The sequence below is a fragment of the Corallococcus macrosporus genome, from assembly GCF_017302985.1.
Lineage (GTDB): Bacteria > Myxococcota > Myxococcia > Myxococcales > Myxococcaceae > Corallococcus > Corallococcus macrosporus_A.
Genome location: NZ_JAFIMU010000007.1, coordinates 1,618,654 through 1,634,870 on the forward strand (window position 1 = coordinate 1,618,654; position 16,217 = coordinate 1,634,870).

Sequence of the window (16,217 nt, forward strand, 5' to 3'; positions counted from 1 at the left end):
ATACGCAAGACGACCCCCGGATGGATGCGAGCCCGGCTCCCCTACCGGGGGGCGGCCGAGCCGCGCACCCGGGCCCGGAGGAAGCGCCAGCGCTTGAGCCCCTCCAGGTCCAGGGGGTCCGCGCGGACAGCCAGCTCGTAGGCGGCGAGCGCCTCCTCCAGCCGGCCCACGGACGCCAGCGCGTCACCGGACAGCCGGTGCACGGCGGCGCGGCCCTCGCGGCCGGTGTTGCCCGCGAGGAAGCGGCGGCGGCACTGCTCCAGCATGGTGGCGGTGAGGCCCGCGGCCAGGCACCGCTCGATGCCCTCCACGTTGCCCAGCGTGGCGTCGTACTCCACGCGCCGCTCCACGTGCCCCAGCGTGTGCAGCGCCCCGGCCACGCGCTCCAGCGCGCGGTCCACCTGGGCGCGCTGCCCTTCCGACAGCGGGCGGGCCTTGAGCAGCTCCAGCGCCCCGCGGGCGCGCTGGGCGGCGGTGCGCACGGACTCCAGCGTGGCGTCGCGCGGCAGCTCCAGCACGGCGTACGGGTCCCCGGCGAGCCGCCGGCGGAAGCCCTGGAGCACCGCCTCCGCCTGCGCGTCCTCCGGCGTGGGGATGGCGGCGGTGGTGGCCGTGGGCGCCGGGCGGGCGCCGTTGCGAAGCTGGGCCAGCTGGGCCTGGAAGGCGGGGCTGGCGTCGCGCAGCTGCACGCCGAAGCCCGGGGACATGTTCCACGCCTGTGCCTGCTCGGCGGTGACGTGGCGCACCACCTGCGCGGTGCACGGCAGCTCGCCGCCGGGCAGCCGGAGCACCAGCGACACGTCCGACAGCAGCGCCGGAGGCTGGGTGGCCAGCTGGAAGAAGAGGCCGGAGCGGCCCACCCACTCGCCCTTGAGCTCCACGCCGGCCTGGGTGCCCTTGCCGCGCAGGAGCGCGGTGAGCGGCGGCGCGGTGGGCGCGGGCGGCGGCGCGAGCGATGCCTCCAGGGCCGAGCGCAGCTCCGCGGCCGAGGCGAACCGGTGCTCGGGCCGCTTGGCCAGCGCGCGCAGCAGGACGCGGGACAGGGCCTCCGGCACGGCGGGGTTCAGCTCGTGCGGCGGGACGGGCTCCTTCTGCAGGTGGCCCACCAGGATTTCGGCGGCGGTGCGGCCGTAGAAGGGCACCTGGCCGGTGAGCAGCAGGTAGGCGAGCACGCCGGCCGCGTACAGGTCGCTGCGCGCGTCCACGATGCCGTCGCCGCACTGCTCGGGGGCCATGAACTCCGGCGTGCCCAGGAGGACGCCCACTTCGGTGGTCATCTCCCCGGCGGGGCGGGACAGCAGCTTGGCGATGCCGAAGTCGAGCAGCTTCACGCGCTGCTTGCCGCTGGGGCTGGGGACGAGGAAGACGTTGGCGGGCTTGAGGTCGCGGTGGACGATGCCGTGCGCGTGCGCGGCGCCCAGGGCGTCACACACCTGCGTCATCAGGTCCACCACCAGCGCCGGGGCCATGGGGCCGCGGGCGAAGTTGGCCAGGCTGTCGCCCTCCAGGTACTCCATGACGAGGTACGGGCGCCCGTCGCGCGAGTCCAGGTCGTAGAGGGTGACCACGTTCTCGTGCTGCACCAGCGTGAGCGTGCGGGCTTCCGACAGGAAGCGGGCGACGAGCTCCGGGGCCTGGGCCAGGTGCGCGTGGAGCACCTTGATGGCCACGCGCTTCTGGATGAGCGTGTGCTCCGCGAGGAACACGGTGCCCATGCCGCCGCGGCCCAATTCGCGCACGACGCGGAAGCGGCCGAACTCCTGGCCCACGAGGGACGGAACCACGGGCGTGGGAGACGACATGGGCGAGGGCGTGGCGGGCTGCAGCGCGGAAGCCGGTCCCGGCGGCGGCGTGCCGGCGTAGAGCATCGTGCCGCCGTTGAGGTCCAGCCCCCGCATCAGCGTGGGGCACGGCTCCGCGCTGGAGTGGAGCTGACCGCAGGAACAGGAGAGAGGCGACTGGGCGAGCACGGGGTCCGGAACCTGGAAAGGCGAAGCGGGGGTGAGGACAGCGTCAGCGGCCGATGCGAGCGGTGTGCCAGCAGTCGGGATTTTCCGGCTTGCGTGGGCGGCCACGCCAACCGGTTGATCCGCTTCGCTTTTGCGACACTCGGATGCGGCCTGGGTCCCAGCTCATCAGCAGACACCCCTCGCTTTCGGGGAGTTTTTACAGCCCCGAGACGGAAACGTTTTCCGCCCTGCACATCCCAATACGTTCGGTCCTCAAGACCTTGGGCCACTTGTGCCCACTCCCGACAACATTCCTGCCGCACCGCACAGTCCCTTGAAGATGACAGCACGCCGTGCGGGTTTCCAGTGCGCAGCGACATGAACATCCCCGCTGGAAAACATCCCGTTCACTCTCGAAGAAAGCCGCGATTGCGCCTCTCTCTGCGGGAGCCGGGAAGGCACTGCGTCACCGCGAGGGAGCGCGGATCCACGCGCTGTTGAACCCGCGACAAATCGGCCCCGGATGAAGCGGCCTGCAAGGATGGCAGGGGTTTCCGGGCTTCTGGTGGGACGCCGCTGCGTGCGGCGGGAACGCGGTCCTGAGGCCCGGTCAGCGCTCGTCCTGCATGAGCTTCTTCAGCCAGAACCAGCGTCCGTTGGAGCGGAGCGCGCCCGCCAGGAACTCAGAGAAGGAGCTGGCGATTTCGGGGCACTGCGTCGGATCCGGGAAGCCTTCACGGAAGCCGTCGCGCAACGGATACCGGCCATCGTGCTGCTGTCCCACGTCAAGCAGGACGTAGTTCCCATCCCGGACCTCGCAGAGGGCGTACCAGGACGCGGGGCCTGCCTTGTCCGTGTCGTCCTGGCTCATGACGACGCGCGCACGGCGGAGCTCGGACAGTGGCGGGAAGGAGAACGCGGGGTCGACGCGGTCGAACAGGTCCGCGCCGTCACAGTGCAGGTAGAAGGCACGGAGGTCAGCGTCCAACCGCCATCCGACGCGCTGCTCGAAGGCGTCAAGCTGCGCGAGCGTCGCGGGAGGGCGTGCGTGGTGGAGGCGGGAGACCTCTTCGAGCAGGGCGCTCATCGGCATGGGGTTACTCGCCATAGGGATAACTCGGGCCCACGCTGGTCCATGGGGGCTCGTTCGCGTAGCACTGAGCATAGAGCCCGTTCAGCGTCTGGTGGATGTCCTTGGGGAACGGGATGACGTTGTCCCAGTCCGTGGGATTGCCACCATGGCTGAGGTCCCGGATGTGGTGTCCCTGGTAGGGCTTCCCGTTGGCTTCAGTGGGCCAGGCCCCAAAGCGCTCGGCCCATCGCCCTCGGAATCCATCGCGGATGTTGTCCCAACGGTCACGGGCCGCGGCGTTCTGGGCTGCGGTGAGCGTCCCGTAGTTGCAGCAACAGTGCGTCATGCCGAACCGGCTTCCTGCCCGCACGATGGTTCCCTCGAAATCCATCTTCACGTCAGCGAGCCACATGCAACCCTGGAGGACATGACCGCTGCCGGAACACTTCTCCCGGCAGTAGTCCATGAGCTGGGCGCTGCACTGCCATGGGCCGTAGTGGATGACGGTGCGGAACTGCCCGCCCCCTGGCACGTTCACCAACGGGCCGACCCACTTCCGGGCAGTGCTGGTGGGAGTGGGCGTTGGTCCTTCGGCACATGAGGCGAGGAGCAAGGCGCTCACCAGCAGGAACCTGAACTGCCAGGCGTGTTCGTTGTTCTTGAGTGTCATCGACACACCCTATGCCGAGGCCGGGCGACGGCAGTGCGCCACCGCCTCCTCCCTGGTACGGAGGAGGCATGCACCTCCAAGATGCAGGGAACTTCCGTGAGCTCGGTCTCGGATCCGACGAGGCCCCTTCCATCGTGGAAGCGCGCGGGAAGATTCCGGAGGCAGAGCGCTCGCAGATCGGGCGCTATCTCGCGACGGGCACCGTCTTCGCGGTCAGTTCGGGGACGTTGAGTGACTGGTTCACCGGCGAGAAGAACATCGCGCCCCATCACTCGCAGACGGATGGCGTCTGGCACTGGCGGGCCGACCTTCCGTATTACGTCCTGCGCTACGGCGTCGCGCTTCCGGACGCGTTCCTCCAGCGAATGCGGGACCTGAACTGGAAGTGCCCGGTCCTGTCGCAGCGGGAGCTGCTGGCGTTCGTGGAGCGGTTCTGAAGTAGCTCGCCTGTCTGGGTATGCCCTTTCGGCACCCGGGCCGGACAACAACCATTAACAGACATTTGGATTGGACTCCCTGCACATAACGCGGAGCGTTACCTGCCTATCGTCTGTTCCGCGTCAAAACCCCGCACGTGCGCGTCTAAACCCAACGCAGGGAGTCCCCCATGTCGAAGGTCTATGAAGCTCCGGGTCAGAAGGGCAGCAAGGTCGAGTACAAGAGCCGCTACGGCAACTACATCGGCGGTGAGTTCGTCCCCCCCGTGAAGGGCCAGTACTTCGAGAACATCTCCCCCGTCACCGGCCGCCCCTTCTGCGAGATCCCCCGCTCCACCGCCGAGGACATCGAGAAGGCACTCGATGCCGCGCACAAGGCGAAGGACGCCTGGGGCAAGACCGCCGCCGGTGAGCGCGCCAACGTCCTGCTCAAGATCGCCGACCGCATGGAGCAGAACCTGGAGATGCTCGCCGTCTCCGAGACGTGGGACAACGGCAAGCCCATCCGCGAAACCCTCGCCGCGGACCTGCCGCTCGCCATCGACCACTTCCGCTACTTCGCCGGTTGTATCCGCGCGCAGGAAGGCTCGCTCAGCCAGCTGGATGACAACACCGTCGCCTACCACTTCAACGAACCGCTGGGCGTCGTCGGGCAGATCATCCCGTGGAACTTCCCGCTGCTCATGGCCGCGTGGAAGCTGGCCCCCGCGCTCGCCGCCGGCAACTGCGTCGTCCTCAAGCCCGCGGAGCAGACCCCCGTCACCATCCTCAAGTTCGCGGAGCTGGTGGGCGACCTGCTGCCTCCCGGCGTGCTCAACATCGTGAACGGCTTCGGCATCGAGGCTGGCAAGCCGCTCGCCAGCAACAAGCGCATCGCCAAGATTGCGTTCACGGGTGAGACGACCACCGGCCGCCTCATCATGCAGTACGCCTCCGAGAACATCATCCCCGTCACCCTGGAGCTGGGCGGCAAGTCCCCCAACATCTTCTTCGAGGACGTCTTCGCCAGGGACGACGACTTCGCCCAGAAGGCGCTCGAAGGCTTCGCGATGTTCGCCCTCAACCAGGGCGAGGTCTGCACCTGCCCCTCGCGCTCGCTCGTCGCCGAGCGCTTCTACGACGAGTTCATCGCCCGGGCCGTGGAGCGCACGAAGCGCATCGTGCAGGGCAACCCGCTGGACGTCTCCACGCAGATTGGCGCGCAGGCGTCCAACGACCAGTTGGAGAAGATCCTCTCCTACCTGGACATCGGCAAGAAGGAGGGCGCGAAGGTGCTCACCGGCGGCGGCCGCAAGGCGCTGCCCGGCGCGCTGGCGGAGGGCTACTACGTGGAGCCCACCATCTTCGAGGGCACCAACAAGATGCGCGTGTTCCAGGAGGAGATCTTCGGCCCCGTCGTCGCGGTGACGAAGTTCAAGGACGCCGAGGACGCGCTCGCGCTGGCCAATGACACGCTCTACGGCCTGGGCGCCGGCGTGTGGACGCGTGACACCAACACCGCGTACCGCATGGGCCGCGGCATCCAGGCGGGCCGCGTCTGGGTGAACTGCTACCACCTGTACCCCGCGCACGCGGCGTTCGGCGGCTACAAGCAGTCCGGCATCGGCCGCGAGACGCACAAGATGATGCTCAATCACTACCAGCAGACGAAGAACATGCTCGTCAGCTACGACCCGCAGCCCATGGGCTTCTTCTAGGACGTCCGCCCATGCCCGTGCCGCGCGTCGAGGTCACGCCGGCCGCCGAGGCCCTGCTCCACAAGATGCAGGGCCTTCACGGCCCGCTCCTCTTCCACCAGTCCGGCGGCTGCTGCGACGGCAGCGCGCCCATGTGCTTTCCGCGCGGCGACTTCCGCGTGGGGCAGGAGGACGTGTACCTGGGTGAAATCGTCGGCACGCCCTTCTACATCTCCGGCCCGCAGTTCCAGCTCTGGCGCCACACCCACCTCACCGTGGACGTGGTGCCCGGTCGCGGCAGCGGCTTCTCCGTGGAAGCCCCCGAAGGCGTGCGCTTCCTCATCCGCTCACGCCTGTTCACCGACGACGAGTACCGCGCGCTGGAACAGGAAGGGCCCCCGCTCAAGGGGCCGCAACACTGAGGGACGCCATCCGGGGCAGCCGCAGCGTGAAGGTGGCGCCCTGCCCCGGCTGGCTGTCCACGTCGATGCGGCCGCCCAGCGCCTCGACGATTTGGCGGCTGATGTAGAGCCCCAGCCCCATGCCGCCGTAGTGCCGCTCGCTCACGGCGCGCTCGAAGCGGCCGAAGAGGCGCGGCAGCGCGTCCGCTTCGATGCCGATGCCCTCGTCGCGCACCTCCAGCCAGACCTCGTCGCTGGCGTCCACGCCCGCGCGCACCGTCACCGGGTGGCCCGCGCCGTACTTCGCCGCGTTGGTGAGCAGGTTCACCAGCACCTGGTCCAGGCGCAGCGAGTCCCACTGCCCCGTCAGCGTGCGCGGCAGCTCCAGCGTCAGCGGGCAGCGCGCCTGGGCGAACACGTCCTCCAGGCGCTCCACCGCGTCGCGCGTCAGCTGCGCCAGGTCCACCTCCGCGCGCTCCAGCGCCAGCTTGCCCAATGACAGACGGCTCACGTCCAGCAGGTTGTCCACCAGCGCCGTCAGCCGCAGCACCTGCCGCTGCGCGGTGTTGAGCCGCCCCGTCACGGGCCCCTGCGTGCCCGCGTTCTCCAGCGCGCGGCCAATGAGGTTGTGCTGGAGGATGAGGCTGGTGAGCGGCGTCTTCAGCTCGTGGCTCGCCACGGAGAGGAACTCGTCGCGCAGCCGCACCGCGGCCTGGGCGTCGTGGAACAGGCGCGCGTTCTCCAGCGCCACGCTCACGCGCAGCGCCAGCTCCTCCGCCATCGTCACGTCCGCGGCCACCAGCGTGCGCTGGGGCTCCGAGGTGAACAGCGTGATGACGCCCAGCGTGCGGCCCCGCGCGCGCAGCGGCACCGACAGCACCGACGTGGGCTCCAGGCTGTCCACCAGCGCGCGGTGCGCGTCGCTCGTGGAGACGCCATCGCAGCGCTGCTTGAAGTCCAGGCGCGACACGAAGCGGACCTCGCCGGAGCGGAAGCACTGGAGCGCCGGGTGCTCGGGCCCCCGGTCCGTTCCCCCCAGCGCCTGCTGGAGCCGCGCGGCGTGCGCGGCGTCACGGTGCGCCGCCGTCACCCGCCGCAGGGTGCCGTCCGGCGCGGCCAGGTCCACCAGGCAGCCGGTGGCCACGTGGTCCACCACCAGCCGCGCCACCTCCGGCAGCGCCTCCTCCACGTCGTCCAGGCGCAGCGCCAGCACGCGGCTGGCGTCCAGCAGCAATTGCAGACGCTCCTCGGCCTCCTTGCGCCGGGTGATGTCCGCCATCGCGCCGGTGAGCTCCGTCACCTTCCCGTCCGGTCCGGCGATGGACTGCCCCACGCTGTGCATCCAGCGCGCACCGTCGCGGCGCAGGACGCGGAACTCCGATTCGAAGAAGCCCGGCGCCTCGCGCAGGTGGCGCTGGAACTCCGCCTCCACGTGTGGCCGGTCCTCCGGGTGCAGCTGCTCCAGCAGGCTCCCCACCGGCAGCACCGAGTCCACCGCCGGCAGGCCCAGCATGTGGTTGAGCGCCGCGTCGCGCAGCTCCCGGTTGCGCACCAGGTCCACGCGCCAGGTGCCCATGTCGCCCGTCACCAGCGCCTGCCGCAGCCGCTCCGTGCGCTCGCGCAGCGCTTCGTAGAGCGCGGCCCGCTCCAGCGCCTGCGAGCACTGGTGCGCCAGCGCCTCCAGGAACGCGCGCTCCGCCGCCGGGAAGACACGCGACTCCGGCCACGCGAGCAGCAGCAGTCCGCGCACCCGCGTCTCACCCCACAGCGGCACCACCGCGCGCGCCCCGGGTCCCTGGCGGCGCGCGAGCTCCGCGTCCTGGGGGTAGCGCGCGACGAACTCCTCCAGCGAGGCGAACCACCCCGCTTCGCGGCGGATCTCCGGGAACCCCTGGGACGCGGGCCGATCCGGCGGGCGGGTGAAAGCAGCCAGCGCCTCCTCGGAGTAGCCCAGCACCCGCAGCGGGCGCGTCACGCCGTCCTCTTCCAGCGCCAGCACCGCGACGCGCGTGGCGCCGCTCGCCTCCCACACCTCGCGCGCCAGCACCTGCGCCACCGCGTCCTCGGAGGCCGCGCGGGACAGGGCCGCCGTCACCGCCTGCAAACGCGCCGTGCGCGCCTGGGCCTGACGGGCCTCGCCGTACAGGAGCGCGTTGTCCAGCGACAGCGCCGCCCTGCGGGCCAGCTCACGCGCCAGCTCCAGGTCGCACTCGCCGAAGCGGCCGGCGGTGCCGGCCATCAATGACAGACACCCCAGCACCCGCCCGCGCGCCTCCAGCGGCACCAGCATCACGGAGCGGCAGCCCAGGCGCCACGCCTCCGCCAGGGCCGGGCGTGTCCGCGCCGCCTCCTGGAACTGCTGCTCGGAGACGTCCGGGATGAAGTGGTGCTGGCCGGTGCGCAGCACGTGGGCCACGCCCTGGGAGCCGTTCTCCTCCAGGCGCCAGTGCTCGGCAATGGCATACACGGTGGACACGAGCGCGGGGTCCCGGTGCGCCGCGGCCCGGCGCACCACCTTGCCGGAGGGCGTGAGGGCGTCCACCGCGCACCAGTCCGCCAGCGCCGGCACCACCAGCCGGGCCAGCTGGCCCAGCACCGTGGGCTCGTCCAGCGACGACCCCAGCACCTCGCCCGCGCGGGCCAGGAACGCGAAGCGGCCCGTCTCCGAGCCCGTCTCCGAGGAAGCGGAGGGCTCGCCCGTCCGCGGCGGGACCTCCTTCGCGGCCTCCGGGGTGCTCAGGACATTGACGGCCGCTCCGCCCTGCGTCCCCGGCGACACGGCCTCCAGGACGGAGTTGGCGGCCTCGGTCGTGACGGCGGGAACGCCCGCCTGCCCCGCGCTGACGGGCGCGTCCACGCCACCGGGTGGCGGGGCGCAGGCCGCGTCGTGGGTCAGCACGGCGGACGGCGGCGGTGGCTCACCGGCGGGCTCGGTCGAAGGCTCGAGGGAGGATTCGGGCATGGAGCGCGGGCCAGGGCGTCATGGGGACGACGCCCCACCAAAGGGACGCTCCGATAATGACGGTCCCCCATGACCCACAAGCCTCCATGGTCCCGGCATTCCAGGCGAGTGTCCGGCAGACAACCCGAGCGTGCCCGGCGCCTCAGCCCGCCGTGACCTCCGGTGAAGGCGGGTTCCACCACACCGCGCCCTTGTCCTGGATGGCCACGCGCGCCCGGTCCCGCACCGCCTGGAGCCCCGCCGCGTCCAGGGGCTGGAAGGCCGCGGCCGCCTGGAGCGCGGCGTCCTGTTCGTTCGGGAAGCTCATCCCCATCAGCATCACGTCCGGCGCCAGGGTGAGCGTGTAGCGCACGCACTCCTCCACCGACAGGTGCGGCAGCAGCGGCGTGCCCGGCGCCTCACCGCCGGAGCTGACCTTGCCGCGCGGCCGCGCCTGGAGCGGCCGGCCGTAACCCTCCGAGTCCCCCAGCAGCTTGCCCGCGCCGAACGTCTTGAAGGACACCACGCCCACGCCGTGCGCCCGCGCCAGCGGCAGCACCTCGTCCACGTAGCGCGCGTCCACGAACGGCCCCAGGGGGAACATCACCACGTCGCACCGGCCGGAGCGCACCGCCGCCACCAGCGCGTCCGGGTGGTGGCAGGAGATGCCCTTGAAGCGCGCCTGCCCCTTCGCCACGCAGGCCTCTAACTGCGCCAGCGCGCCGCCCGGCCGGGCCACGGCCTCCCACTCCGCCAGCGTCTTCACCGCGTGCAGCGCGAACAGGTCCACCGACGGCAGGCCCAGCCGCCGCAGGGATTCCTCCACCTGCGGCGCCACCGGCGCGTCCAGCACGTCCACCTTGTCGATGACGAACACGCCCTCGCGCCGGCCGCGCAGGGCCTCGCCCACCACCTCCTCGCTCAGGCCGTCCTCGTAGCCGGGCGCGGTGTCGATGACGTTGAGCCCCGCGTCCAACGCGCGCACGAGCGTGGCGACCAGCCTCTCGCGAGGCACCGTGCGGTCCGCCAGGTCGCCAATGCCCACCGCCGTCGCGGTGAAGCCCGTGCGCCCCAGCGGGCGGCGCGGGGTGAAGCGGGGAAGCGAAGTCGTCATGAGGGAGTCCTCCCGCGGGCCCGGCGGAAAAACCAGCCTTTTACCGAGGGCTCCGCCTCGCGCGGTTCTTGTCCCAGATGGCCCCCAGGATGAGCAGGTAGGCCACCAGCCGCACGACGTACAGGTAGTGCAGGCGCTCGGCGTCCAGGGTGGGCGCCACCAGCGTCCCCAGCAGGTTGTGCACGCCCATCAGCGTGAAGGCCAATGAGAACAGCGCGAACAGCCGATCCTTCGACTGGACGTAGAAGCGCAGGAAGAACAGGGCGCACGCGAGGTACGCCATCATCACCGCGCCATCGAGCAGGGTCTTGAACATGGTGTCCCCCCCTTAGGACACGTCCCAGATGAGGCCGTAGAGCAGCACCGCGGCGCCCGTGAGCGACGTGGCGGTGCGCGCCAGCGACAGGTCCCCGGCCGGGATGAGCACCAGGTCCACGAAGAGCAGCACGTTGTTCACCGTGAAGGCAGAGAAGCACAGGCCGCTGTAGAGCAGCAGCTTCATCCGCGTGCGCCGCCAGGCCCTCAACAGCAGCACCGCGCACGCCGCGCTCGTCAACGCACACAGGATGTAGACCGCCTCAGCCATGTCCGTTGCCGTCCTTGTCCTTGTCCTGCTTGAACACGAACGCGTCCGCGAAGCCCCTCACCCGGTCCATGGGGCGTGAGAAGATGAACGAAATCACACTCACGCGGCGCGCCGCGTACGCGCTCGCCAGCTCCGCGGTGGACTGCACGTCGTCCGACCGGCTGGGGCTGAACCGGTAGGCGTCCGCTGCCCCATCCTCGAGCAGCAGCCCTCCTGTCCGCAGCTCCGCCATGCGGCGGGCCGCGGAGGCTTCGGTGATGCGCAGCTCCAGGGCCACCGCCGACGCCGACCACGCCCGGTCCGTCCGGGCGCGAAGCAGGAGGAGCACCTCCAGCTTCTCGATGGAATCGATGTGCGTCGTGATGAAGCGCTGGACCCGTGAAGAAAGGCCGGCGTCAGTCACGTCTCCACCTATGGACCTAGATACTTTGTGAATCAACCTTTTCGGTAAGGGCGGCTGTTCACAGCCTCACACGAGCTGGCCCCCTGCTCGGTCCGGGTGCGTCACGGCAGGGGGTGCCTGATTCCGCCTAGTTGCGAACGCGGGGGGCGGGGGCGCGCACGCGGACGTCCATGCGGGCGTCGCCGGCCACCATGCTGCTGATGGCCTCCGGCTGGGCCGGGGACAGTCGGGCCACGGCGCGCAGGGCGGCCACCAGGATGAGGGCCTCCAGGCTGGAGGGCACCGCCAGTCCCTGGGGCCCGGCCTTCACGGGCAGGGGCAGCCGGGGCAGCCGGCCGGCGGCGGACAGCGCCTCCACGGCGTAGGCGGGGCGGCCCTCCAGCGACACGGTGATGGCGGGCAGCGCCTTCGCTTCCGCTTCCGCGCCGTGCACCTGGAGCTCCAGCAGCCGCCCCAGCGCGCCGGGGGCCAGGTAGAGGGCCAGGCCGGAGGGGCCCTCGTCGTCGCCGTGGAAGACGCAGCCCTCGTAGGTGTGCTCGTGCGCGCCCGTCACGTCCACGACGAAGGCCTGGCTGTCGTCCCAGTGCGTCCAGGGCCGGGCCTCCCAGAACTCGGTGGCGGCCTGGACGAAGAGCAGCGCCTTGTCGCTGCCCAGCCCGGACACGCCCAGTTGCCCCCACGCGAGGAACGTGGCGATGGCCGCCCGAGCGGAGAGCGCCGCGGGGGACGGGGGCGCCACGGCCAGGCCCAGCTCGGCGGCGGCGTCCGCCAGCGCGGGCTCGCAGGACACCTGGGACGGCTCCAGCCCGGCGGTGAGGGCGCGCAGGCCGGCGGCGTCCGTCTGTTCGAAGACGGGGGCGGACGGCTCGCCCGTCTCTCCAATGCGCAGGTAGACACCGGTGGTGCCCACGGAGAGGGGCACCGGACCCAGCTTCAGCAGGTGATACATGGCGGACCCTCCGGGCACGCGCGGCGCCTCACCCTCCCCGGGCGCGAGGGTTCGCGTCCAGGGACTTGCGGACCAGCTTCATCAGGGCGCGGATGTCGAACGGCTTCTGGAGGAATTCCATGGCCGGGTGCAGGCGCTTGAGGCCGTTGACGTCCACGGCGCTCATGCCCAGCACGGGGATGTGGCGCAGCGTCGGGTCCTGGAGGATGCGCTCGATCAGCGCGGGGCCATCCAGCACGGGCATCATCCAGTCCGTCAGCACCAGGTCCGGCTTCACCTCCGCCATGCGCTCCAGGGCCTCGCGGCCATGGGACGCCGTGAGGACGCGGTAGCCCTCCTCCCTCAGGAGGTCCGCGAGCGCCTCCAGGATGCCCTGTTCGTCGTCCACCACCAGCACGGTCTCGGTCGCGGGAACCACGGGTCCTCTGGGGGTCAGGAGTGGTTGCCCGGAAAGCGGGCGATGCCGGTGAGCAGCAACTCAGGCGACGGCTGGAACGGCGGCTGGATCTCGATTCCCTGGGAGGTGATGAGGAACTCGCGCAGCGTCGGGTCGTAGTCCGCGTCGCGCAGCTTGAAGATGGAGAGCAGCCGCCGCAGGCGGCCGTTGAGTTCCAGGTGGCGCATGAACAGCAGGTTCTCCGCCACGCCGGACAGTCCGGTGCCCAGGGGCACGTCCATGTCCGGCCCGAAGAGGCGCGGCGTCTCCAGCGTGAAGACGGTCGTCACCCCGTGGCGTCGCAGCTCCTGCGTCAGCGCGGCGAAGAAGGGGCTGATGCGCGCCGGCTCGTTGGTGGTCTCCACCATGGCGCTCAGGCCGTCCACGAACAGGCGCTTCACGCCGCGCTTGCGCACGTCCTCCAGCATGTTGTGCGCCACCAGGTCCAGGTTGCACTCGGCGGGCATGTTCCACTGGAGCACCAGCCGGCCGTCCTTCACCCCGCTGGCCAGCGACAGCCCCACGTTGGCGGCCTTGTGCAGCAGCCGGTCCGGCCCCTCGTAGAAGCTCACCATCAGGCCGGGCTCGCCCAGGCGCAGCCCTTCCGCCAGGTGGCTCGAGCCCAGGATGGTCTTGCCGCAGCCCGGCGGCCCCATCACCAGCGTGGTGGACGCCGCGGCGATGCCCTCCGGAATCATGGCGTCCAGCGTGGGCACGCCAAAGCGCACCCGCTGCGTGCCCCAGTCCGGAGGCTGCGTGCGGCTGGCCATGGACTCCAGGCGGGGGAACACCTCCAGCCCGGCCTCGGAGATGCGGAAGTGGTGCGAGCCATTGAGGCTGGCGCTGCCCCGGAACTTGCGCACCTGGATTTCACGCCACGAGCGCATGGCCGCCGTGCGCTCGCGCAGCTCCAGGATGCCGTCCACCATCGTGTACTCCGGGTGCACGGTGGGGCCCACGCTGCTCGTGAGCAGCAGCGCGGTGAAGCGCGACAGGCCGGCGGACACCTGGAGCTCGTGGATGAACTTCTTGAAGTCGCGGCTGCTGCCCGCCGCCTCCTGCGCCTGCACCAGCCCGTCCAGCACCAGGATGCCCGCGCCGTGGTTGCGCATCTCCCGGCGCAAGAGCTCCAGGAGCCCCGGCAGCCCCTGCTCCTCCAGCATGCGGAAGCCGCTGACGTAGTAGATGCGCTGCGGGAGCTGGGAGGCGTCGAAGAACGCCATGCTCCGCAGGTTCGCCAGCATGCGCGAGTGCGACTCCGCCAGCAGCGTCACGTACAGACAGCGGGTGCCTTGCTGCGCCTGCGAGTAGCAGAGCTGGTTGGCGAAGATGGTCTTCCCCGCGCCGGGTTCCCCCACGACGATGTAGACGCCTGAGGCCACCAGGCCACCACCCAGGATGGGATCCAGCCCGGGCACGCCTGTCGCGATTCGCTCGAAGGCGGGAGGGTGCTGCTCGCTAGGGGACATGGCGACCGCTCATACCGTAAAACCCGGGGTGTCGCCCTGGGAGATTCATGCCGGGGCCTCCTGACCGCCTGGAGCCCTCACCGTGGAAACCCTCGTCCGGTTCGCCGAAGGCCTGGGACGCTTCTCCGCGCGCTTCGTCCCCAGCGCCTTCGCCATCGCCGTGCTGCTCACCCTGCTCACCATGGCGCTCGCCCTGGGCTGGGTGGGGGCCGCGCCGCCGGTGGTGCTGGACGCGTGGGGCGGCGGCTTCTGGGAGCTGCTCACCTTCTCCATGCAGATGGCCCTGGTGATGTTCACCGGCTACCTGCTCGCGCTCACCGCGCCCGTCAAGGCGCTGCTGGAGCGGGTCGCCCGCCTGCCCCAAAGCCCCCGGGGCGCCACCGCGCTGATGGCGGCGGTGTCCATGGCGCTCGCGTACTTCAACTGGGGCCTGTCGCTCGTCGCCAGCGCCATGCTGGTGCGCTTCATCGCGCGCAGGCGCCCGGACGTGGACTACCGGCTGCTGGTGGCGTGCGCCTACTTCGGGCTGGGCGCCACGTGGCACGCGGGCCTGTCCGCCTCCGCCCCGCTGCTGGTCGCGACGCCGGGGCACTTCCTGGAGAAGCAGCTGGGGGTCATCCCCATCGACCGGACGCTGTTCTCCCCCTTCAACGTGGGGCTCACGCTGGCCGCGGTGGCGCTGCTCACGGGGCTCGCGTGGGCGCTGCACCCGTCCCCCGAGCGCACCGTGCGCGTGGAGCCCGCGGTGCTGGAGAAGCTGGCGGACTTCGTCCCGCCAGAGAAGCCCCAGGGCCGGTTGAGCCCCGCGGAGTGGCTGGATCACGCGTGGCTGCTCAACGCCATCTTCGGCGTGCTGGGCCTGGTGTGGTTCGCGCGGCACCTGTGGCTCCACGGCGGCTGGAAGGCGCTGAACCTGAATGTTGTGAACTTCACGTTCCTGACGCTCGCGGTGCTGCTGCACGGCACGCCCGCCCGGCTGCTCAAGGCGAGCGAGGAGGCCGCCAGCGTGCTGCACGGCATCGTGCTGCAGTTCCCGCTGTACGCGGGCATCTACGGCATCTTCAAGGCCACGGGGCTCACGGACCGCATCGGGGAGCTCTTCGTGTCGCTGTCCACGCGGGAGACCTTCCCGGCCATCGTGTACCTGTACAGCGGCGTGGTGAACTACTTCGTGCCTTCCGGAGGCTCCAAGTGGGCCATCGAGGCGCCCTACCTGCTGGATGCGGCGGGACGGCTGGGCGTGGCGCCGGAGAAGGTGGTGCTGGCGTACGCCTGGGGGGACATGGCCACCGACCTCATCCAGCCCTTCTGGGCGCTGCCGCTGCTGGCCGTGGCGCGGTTGGAGTTCAAGGACATCCTTGGCTTCCTCCTGGTGGCCTTCCTCGCGTACCTGCCGCTGGTGACGCTGGGCTTCTTCCTCTTCGGGTAGGGCGGCGCGGCATGCCCGGTTTCCGGGACTCGGGGGCTGACCGGGGGTGTTTCATGGTAGACAGGCACACCAAGGGGCCGGACGTGGGCCGGCTGCCTTCAACATCAACGAGGGGACCCCAAGACATGAAGAGCGTGTTCAACGGAAGCGTGCTGTGCGCGGTGCTGGGTGTGGCGTCGGTCGCGGGAGCGCAGGAGGCGGCGGCCCCGGCGGCGGAGTCCGTGAAGGCCCCCAGCGCGGACGCGGTGCGCGACACCTGGAACTTCTTCTACAAGGGCCAGGGCCAGGGCCCCGTGCTGGTGGAGGCCAAGCTGTGCACGGAGGTGGCCAAGGAAGGCCCCAACAAGTTCGAGTGCACCGCCGAGGTGGGCCCCGAGGGCGTCAAGGCGGGCACCTCCGTGATGCTGTGGCAGAGCTACCTGGTGCCCCAGGGTGACGCCATCGACGACCTCACGGTGCAGGTGAAGCAGGGCAACACCGTGCGCGAGACGAAGGACGTGAAGGTGAAGGGCGACGGCTGGCGCGCGCGTCAGTGGACCGGCGTGAAGCTGGCCAAGCCCGGCAGCTGGACCGTGGTGGTGATGCGCGGCGACCAGGTGCTCAAGGAAGTGCCGGTGAAGGTGCTGTAGTCCTTCCGCCGCGTCCACAATCAAACGCATACATCGACGCCCGCCGGGGAGACCCG

General features: G+C 70.7%; 16 protein-coding genes. 5 read left to right on the forward strand and 11 right to left on the reverse strand.

Features of this window, described 5'->3' with window-relative positions; genetic code table 11:
- Window positions 1-41: 41 nt before the first annotated feature.
- The 3 genes from JYK02_RS18895 to JYK02_RS18905 form a co-directional block, all read right to left on the reverse strand.
- Window positions 42-1,970: a protein kinase domain-containing protein gene (locus tag JYK02_RS18895; RefSeq protein WP_207052908.1), complete on the reverse strand. Its 1,929-nt coding sequence runs from the start codon at window positions 1,968-1,970 to the stop codon at window positions 42-44.
- Window positions 1,971-2,559: 589 nt separating this feature from the next.
- Window positions 2,560-3,042: an SMI1/KNR4 family protein gene (locus JYK02_RS18900; RefSeq protein ID WP_207052910.1), complete on the reverse strand. Its 483-nt coding sequence runs from the start codon at window positions 3,040-3,042 to the stop codon at window positions 2,560-2,562.
- Between the two features lie 4 nt (window positions 3,043-3,046).
- The gene (locus tag JYK02_RS18905) at window positions 3,047-3,691 is read right to left on the reverse strand and encodes a hypothetical protein (RefSeq protein WP_242588803.1); all 645 of its coding nucleotides are present in this window, start codon (window positions 3,689-3,691) and stop codon (window positions 3,047-3,049) included.
- Window positions 3,692-3,759: 68 nt separating this feature from the next.
- Here JYK02_RS18905 and JYK02_RS18910 point away from each other — a divergent pair, with 68 nt between their 5' ends.
- From JYK02_RS18910 to JYK02_RS18920, 3 genes are all read left to right on the forward strand, one after another.
- Window positions 3,760-4,128, forward strand: coding sequence for a hypothetical protein (locus tag JYK02_RS18910; protein WP_207052912.1), 369 nt, complete (start codon window positions 3,760-3,762; stop codon window positions 4,126-4,128).
- A 170-nt stretch (window positions 4,129-4,298) separates the two neighbouring features.
- A complete protein-coding gene (gene adh / locus JYK02_RS18915) occupies window positions 4,299-5,825 on the forward strand; it encodes an aldehyde dehydrogenase (protein ID WP_207052914.1) in 1,527 nt (508 codons plus the stop codon).
- An 11-nt stretch (window positions 5,826-5,836) separates the two neighbouring features.
- Window positions 5,837-6,226 (forward strand): DUF779 domain-containing protein, encoded by a 390-nt coding sequence (locus JYK02_RS18920; protein WP_207052915.1) that lies wholly within the window; start codon window positions 5,837-5,839, stop codon window positions 6,224-6,226.
- Here the strand turns inward: JYK02_RS18920 and JYK02_RS18925 are convergent.
- From JYK02_RS18925 to JYK02_RS18960, 8 genes are all read right to left on the reverse strand, one after another.
- The gene (locus JYK02_RS18925; protein ID WP_242588804.1) at window positions 6,207-9,167 is read right to left on the reverse strand and encodes a GAF domain-containing protein; all 2,961 of its coding nucleotides are present in this window, start codon (window positions 9,165-9,167) and stop codon (window positions 6,207-6,209) included. The two genes, JYK02_RS18920 and JYK02_RS18925, sit on opposite strands and share 20 nt — an antisense overlap.
- Before the next feature lie 142 nt (window positions 9,168-9,309).
- On the reverse strand, window positions 9,310-10,260 hold the full coding sequence (locus JYK02_RS18930) for an aldo/keto reductase (RefSeq protein ID WP_207052916.1): 951 nt from the start codon (window positions 10,258-10,260) through the stop codon (window positions 9,310-9,312).
- 40 nt (window positions 10,261-10,300) lie between these two features.
- On the reverse strand, window positions 10,301-10,576 hold the full coding sequence (locus JYK02_RS18935; RefSeq protein WP_207052917.1) for a DUF5985 family protein: 276 nt from the start codon (window positions 10,574-10,576) through the stop codon (window positions 10,301-10,303).
- A gap of 12 nt (window positions 10,577-10,588) precedes the next feature.
- The gene (locus JYK02_RS18940) at window positions 10,589-10,846 is read right to left on the reverse strand and encodes a DUF5985 family protein (protein WP_207052918.1); all 258 of its coding nucleotides are present in this window, start codon (window positions 10,844-10,846) and stop codon (window positions 10,589-10,591) included.
- Complete coding sequence (locus JYK02_RS18945; protein ID WP_207052919.1) at window positions 10,839-11,249, reverse strand: hypothetical protein; 411 nt, start codon at window positions 11,247-11,249, stop codon at window positions 10,839-10,841. The genes JYK02_RS18940 and JYK02_RS18945 overlap by 8 nt, the downstream gene beginning before the upstream one ends.
- Window positions 11,250-11,376: 127 nt before the next feature.
- Window positions 11,377-12,198, reverse strand: a complete 822-nt coding sequence (locus JYK02_RS18950) for a hypothetical protein (protein WP_207052920.1) — start codon at window positions 12,196-12,198, stop codon at window positions 11,377-11,379.
- Window positions 12,199-12,226: 28 nt separating this feature from the next.
- Window positions 12,227-12,616, reverse strand: a complete 390-nt coding sequence (locus tag JYK02_RS18955) for a response regulator (RefSeq protein ID WP_207052922.1) — start codon at window positions 12,614-12,616, stop codon at window positions 12,227-12,229.
- A 14-nt stretch (window positions 12,617-12,630) separates the two neighbouring features.
- Entirely contained in the window at window positions 12,631-14,103 is a 1,473-nt protein-coding gene (locus JYK02_RS18960) for an ATPase domain-containing protein (protein ID WP_207052924.1), read from the reverse strand.
- 82 nt (window positions 14,104-14,185) lie between these two features.
- Between JYK02_RS18960 and JYK02_RS18965 the strand changes: the two genes are divergently transcribed.
- Window positions 14,186-15,532: a TIGR00366 family protein gene (locus tag JYK02_RS18965; RefSeq protein WP_207052926.1), complete on the forward strand. Its 1,347-nt coding sequence runs from the start codon at window positions 14,186-14,188 to the stop codon at window positions 15,530-15,532.
- A gap of 125 nt (window positions 15,533-15,657) precedes the next feature.
- Window positions 15,658-16,161, forward strand: coding sequence for a hypothetical protein (locus JYK02_RS18970; protein ID WP_207052927.1), 504 nt, complete (start codon window positions 15,658-15,660; stop codon window positions 16,159-16,161).
- Window positions 16,162-16,217: the final 56 nt, after the last annotated feature.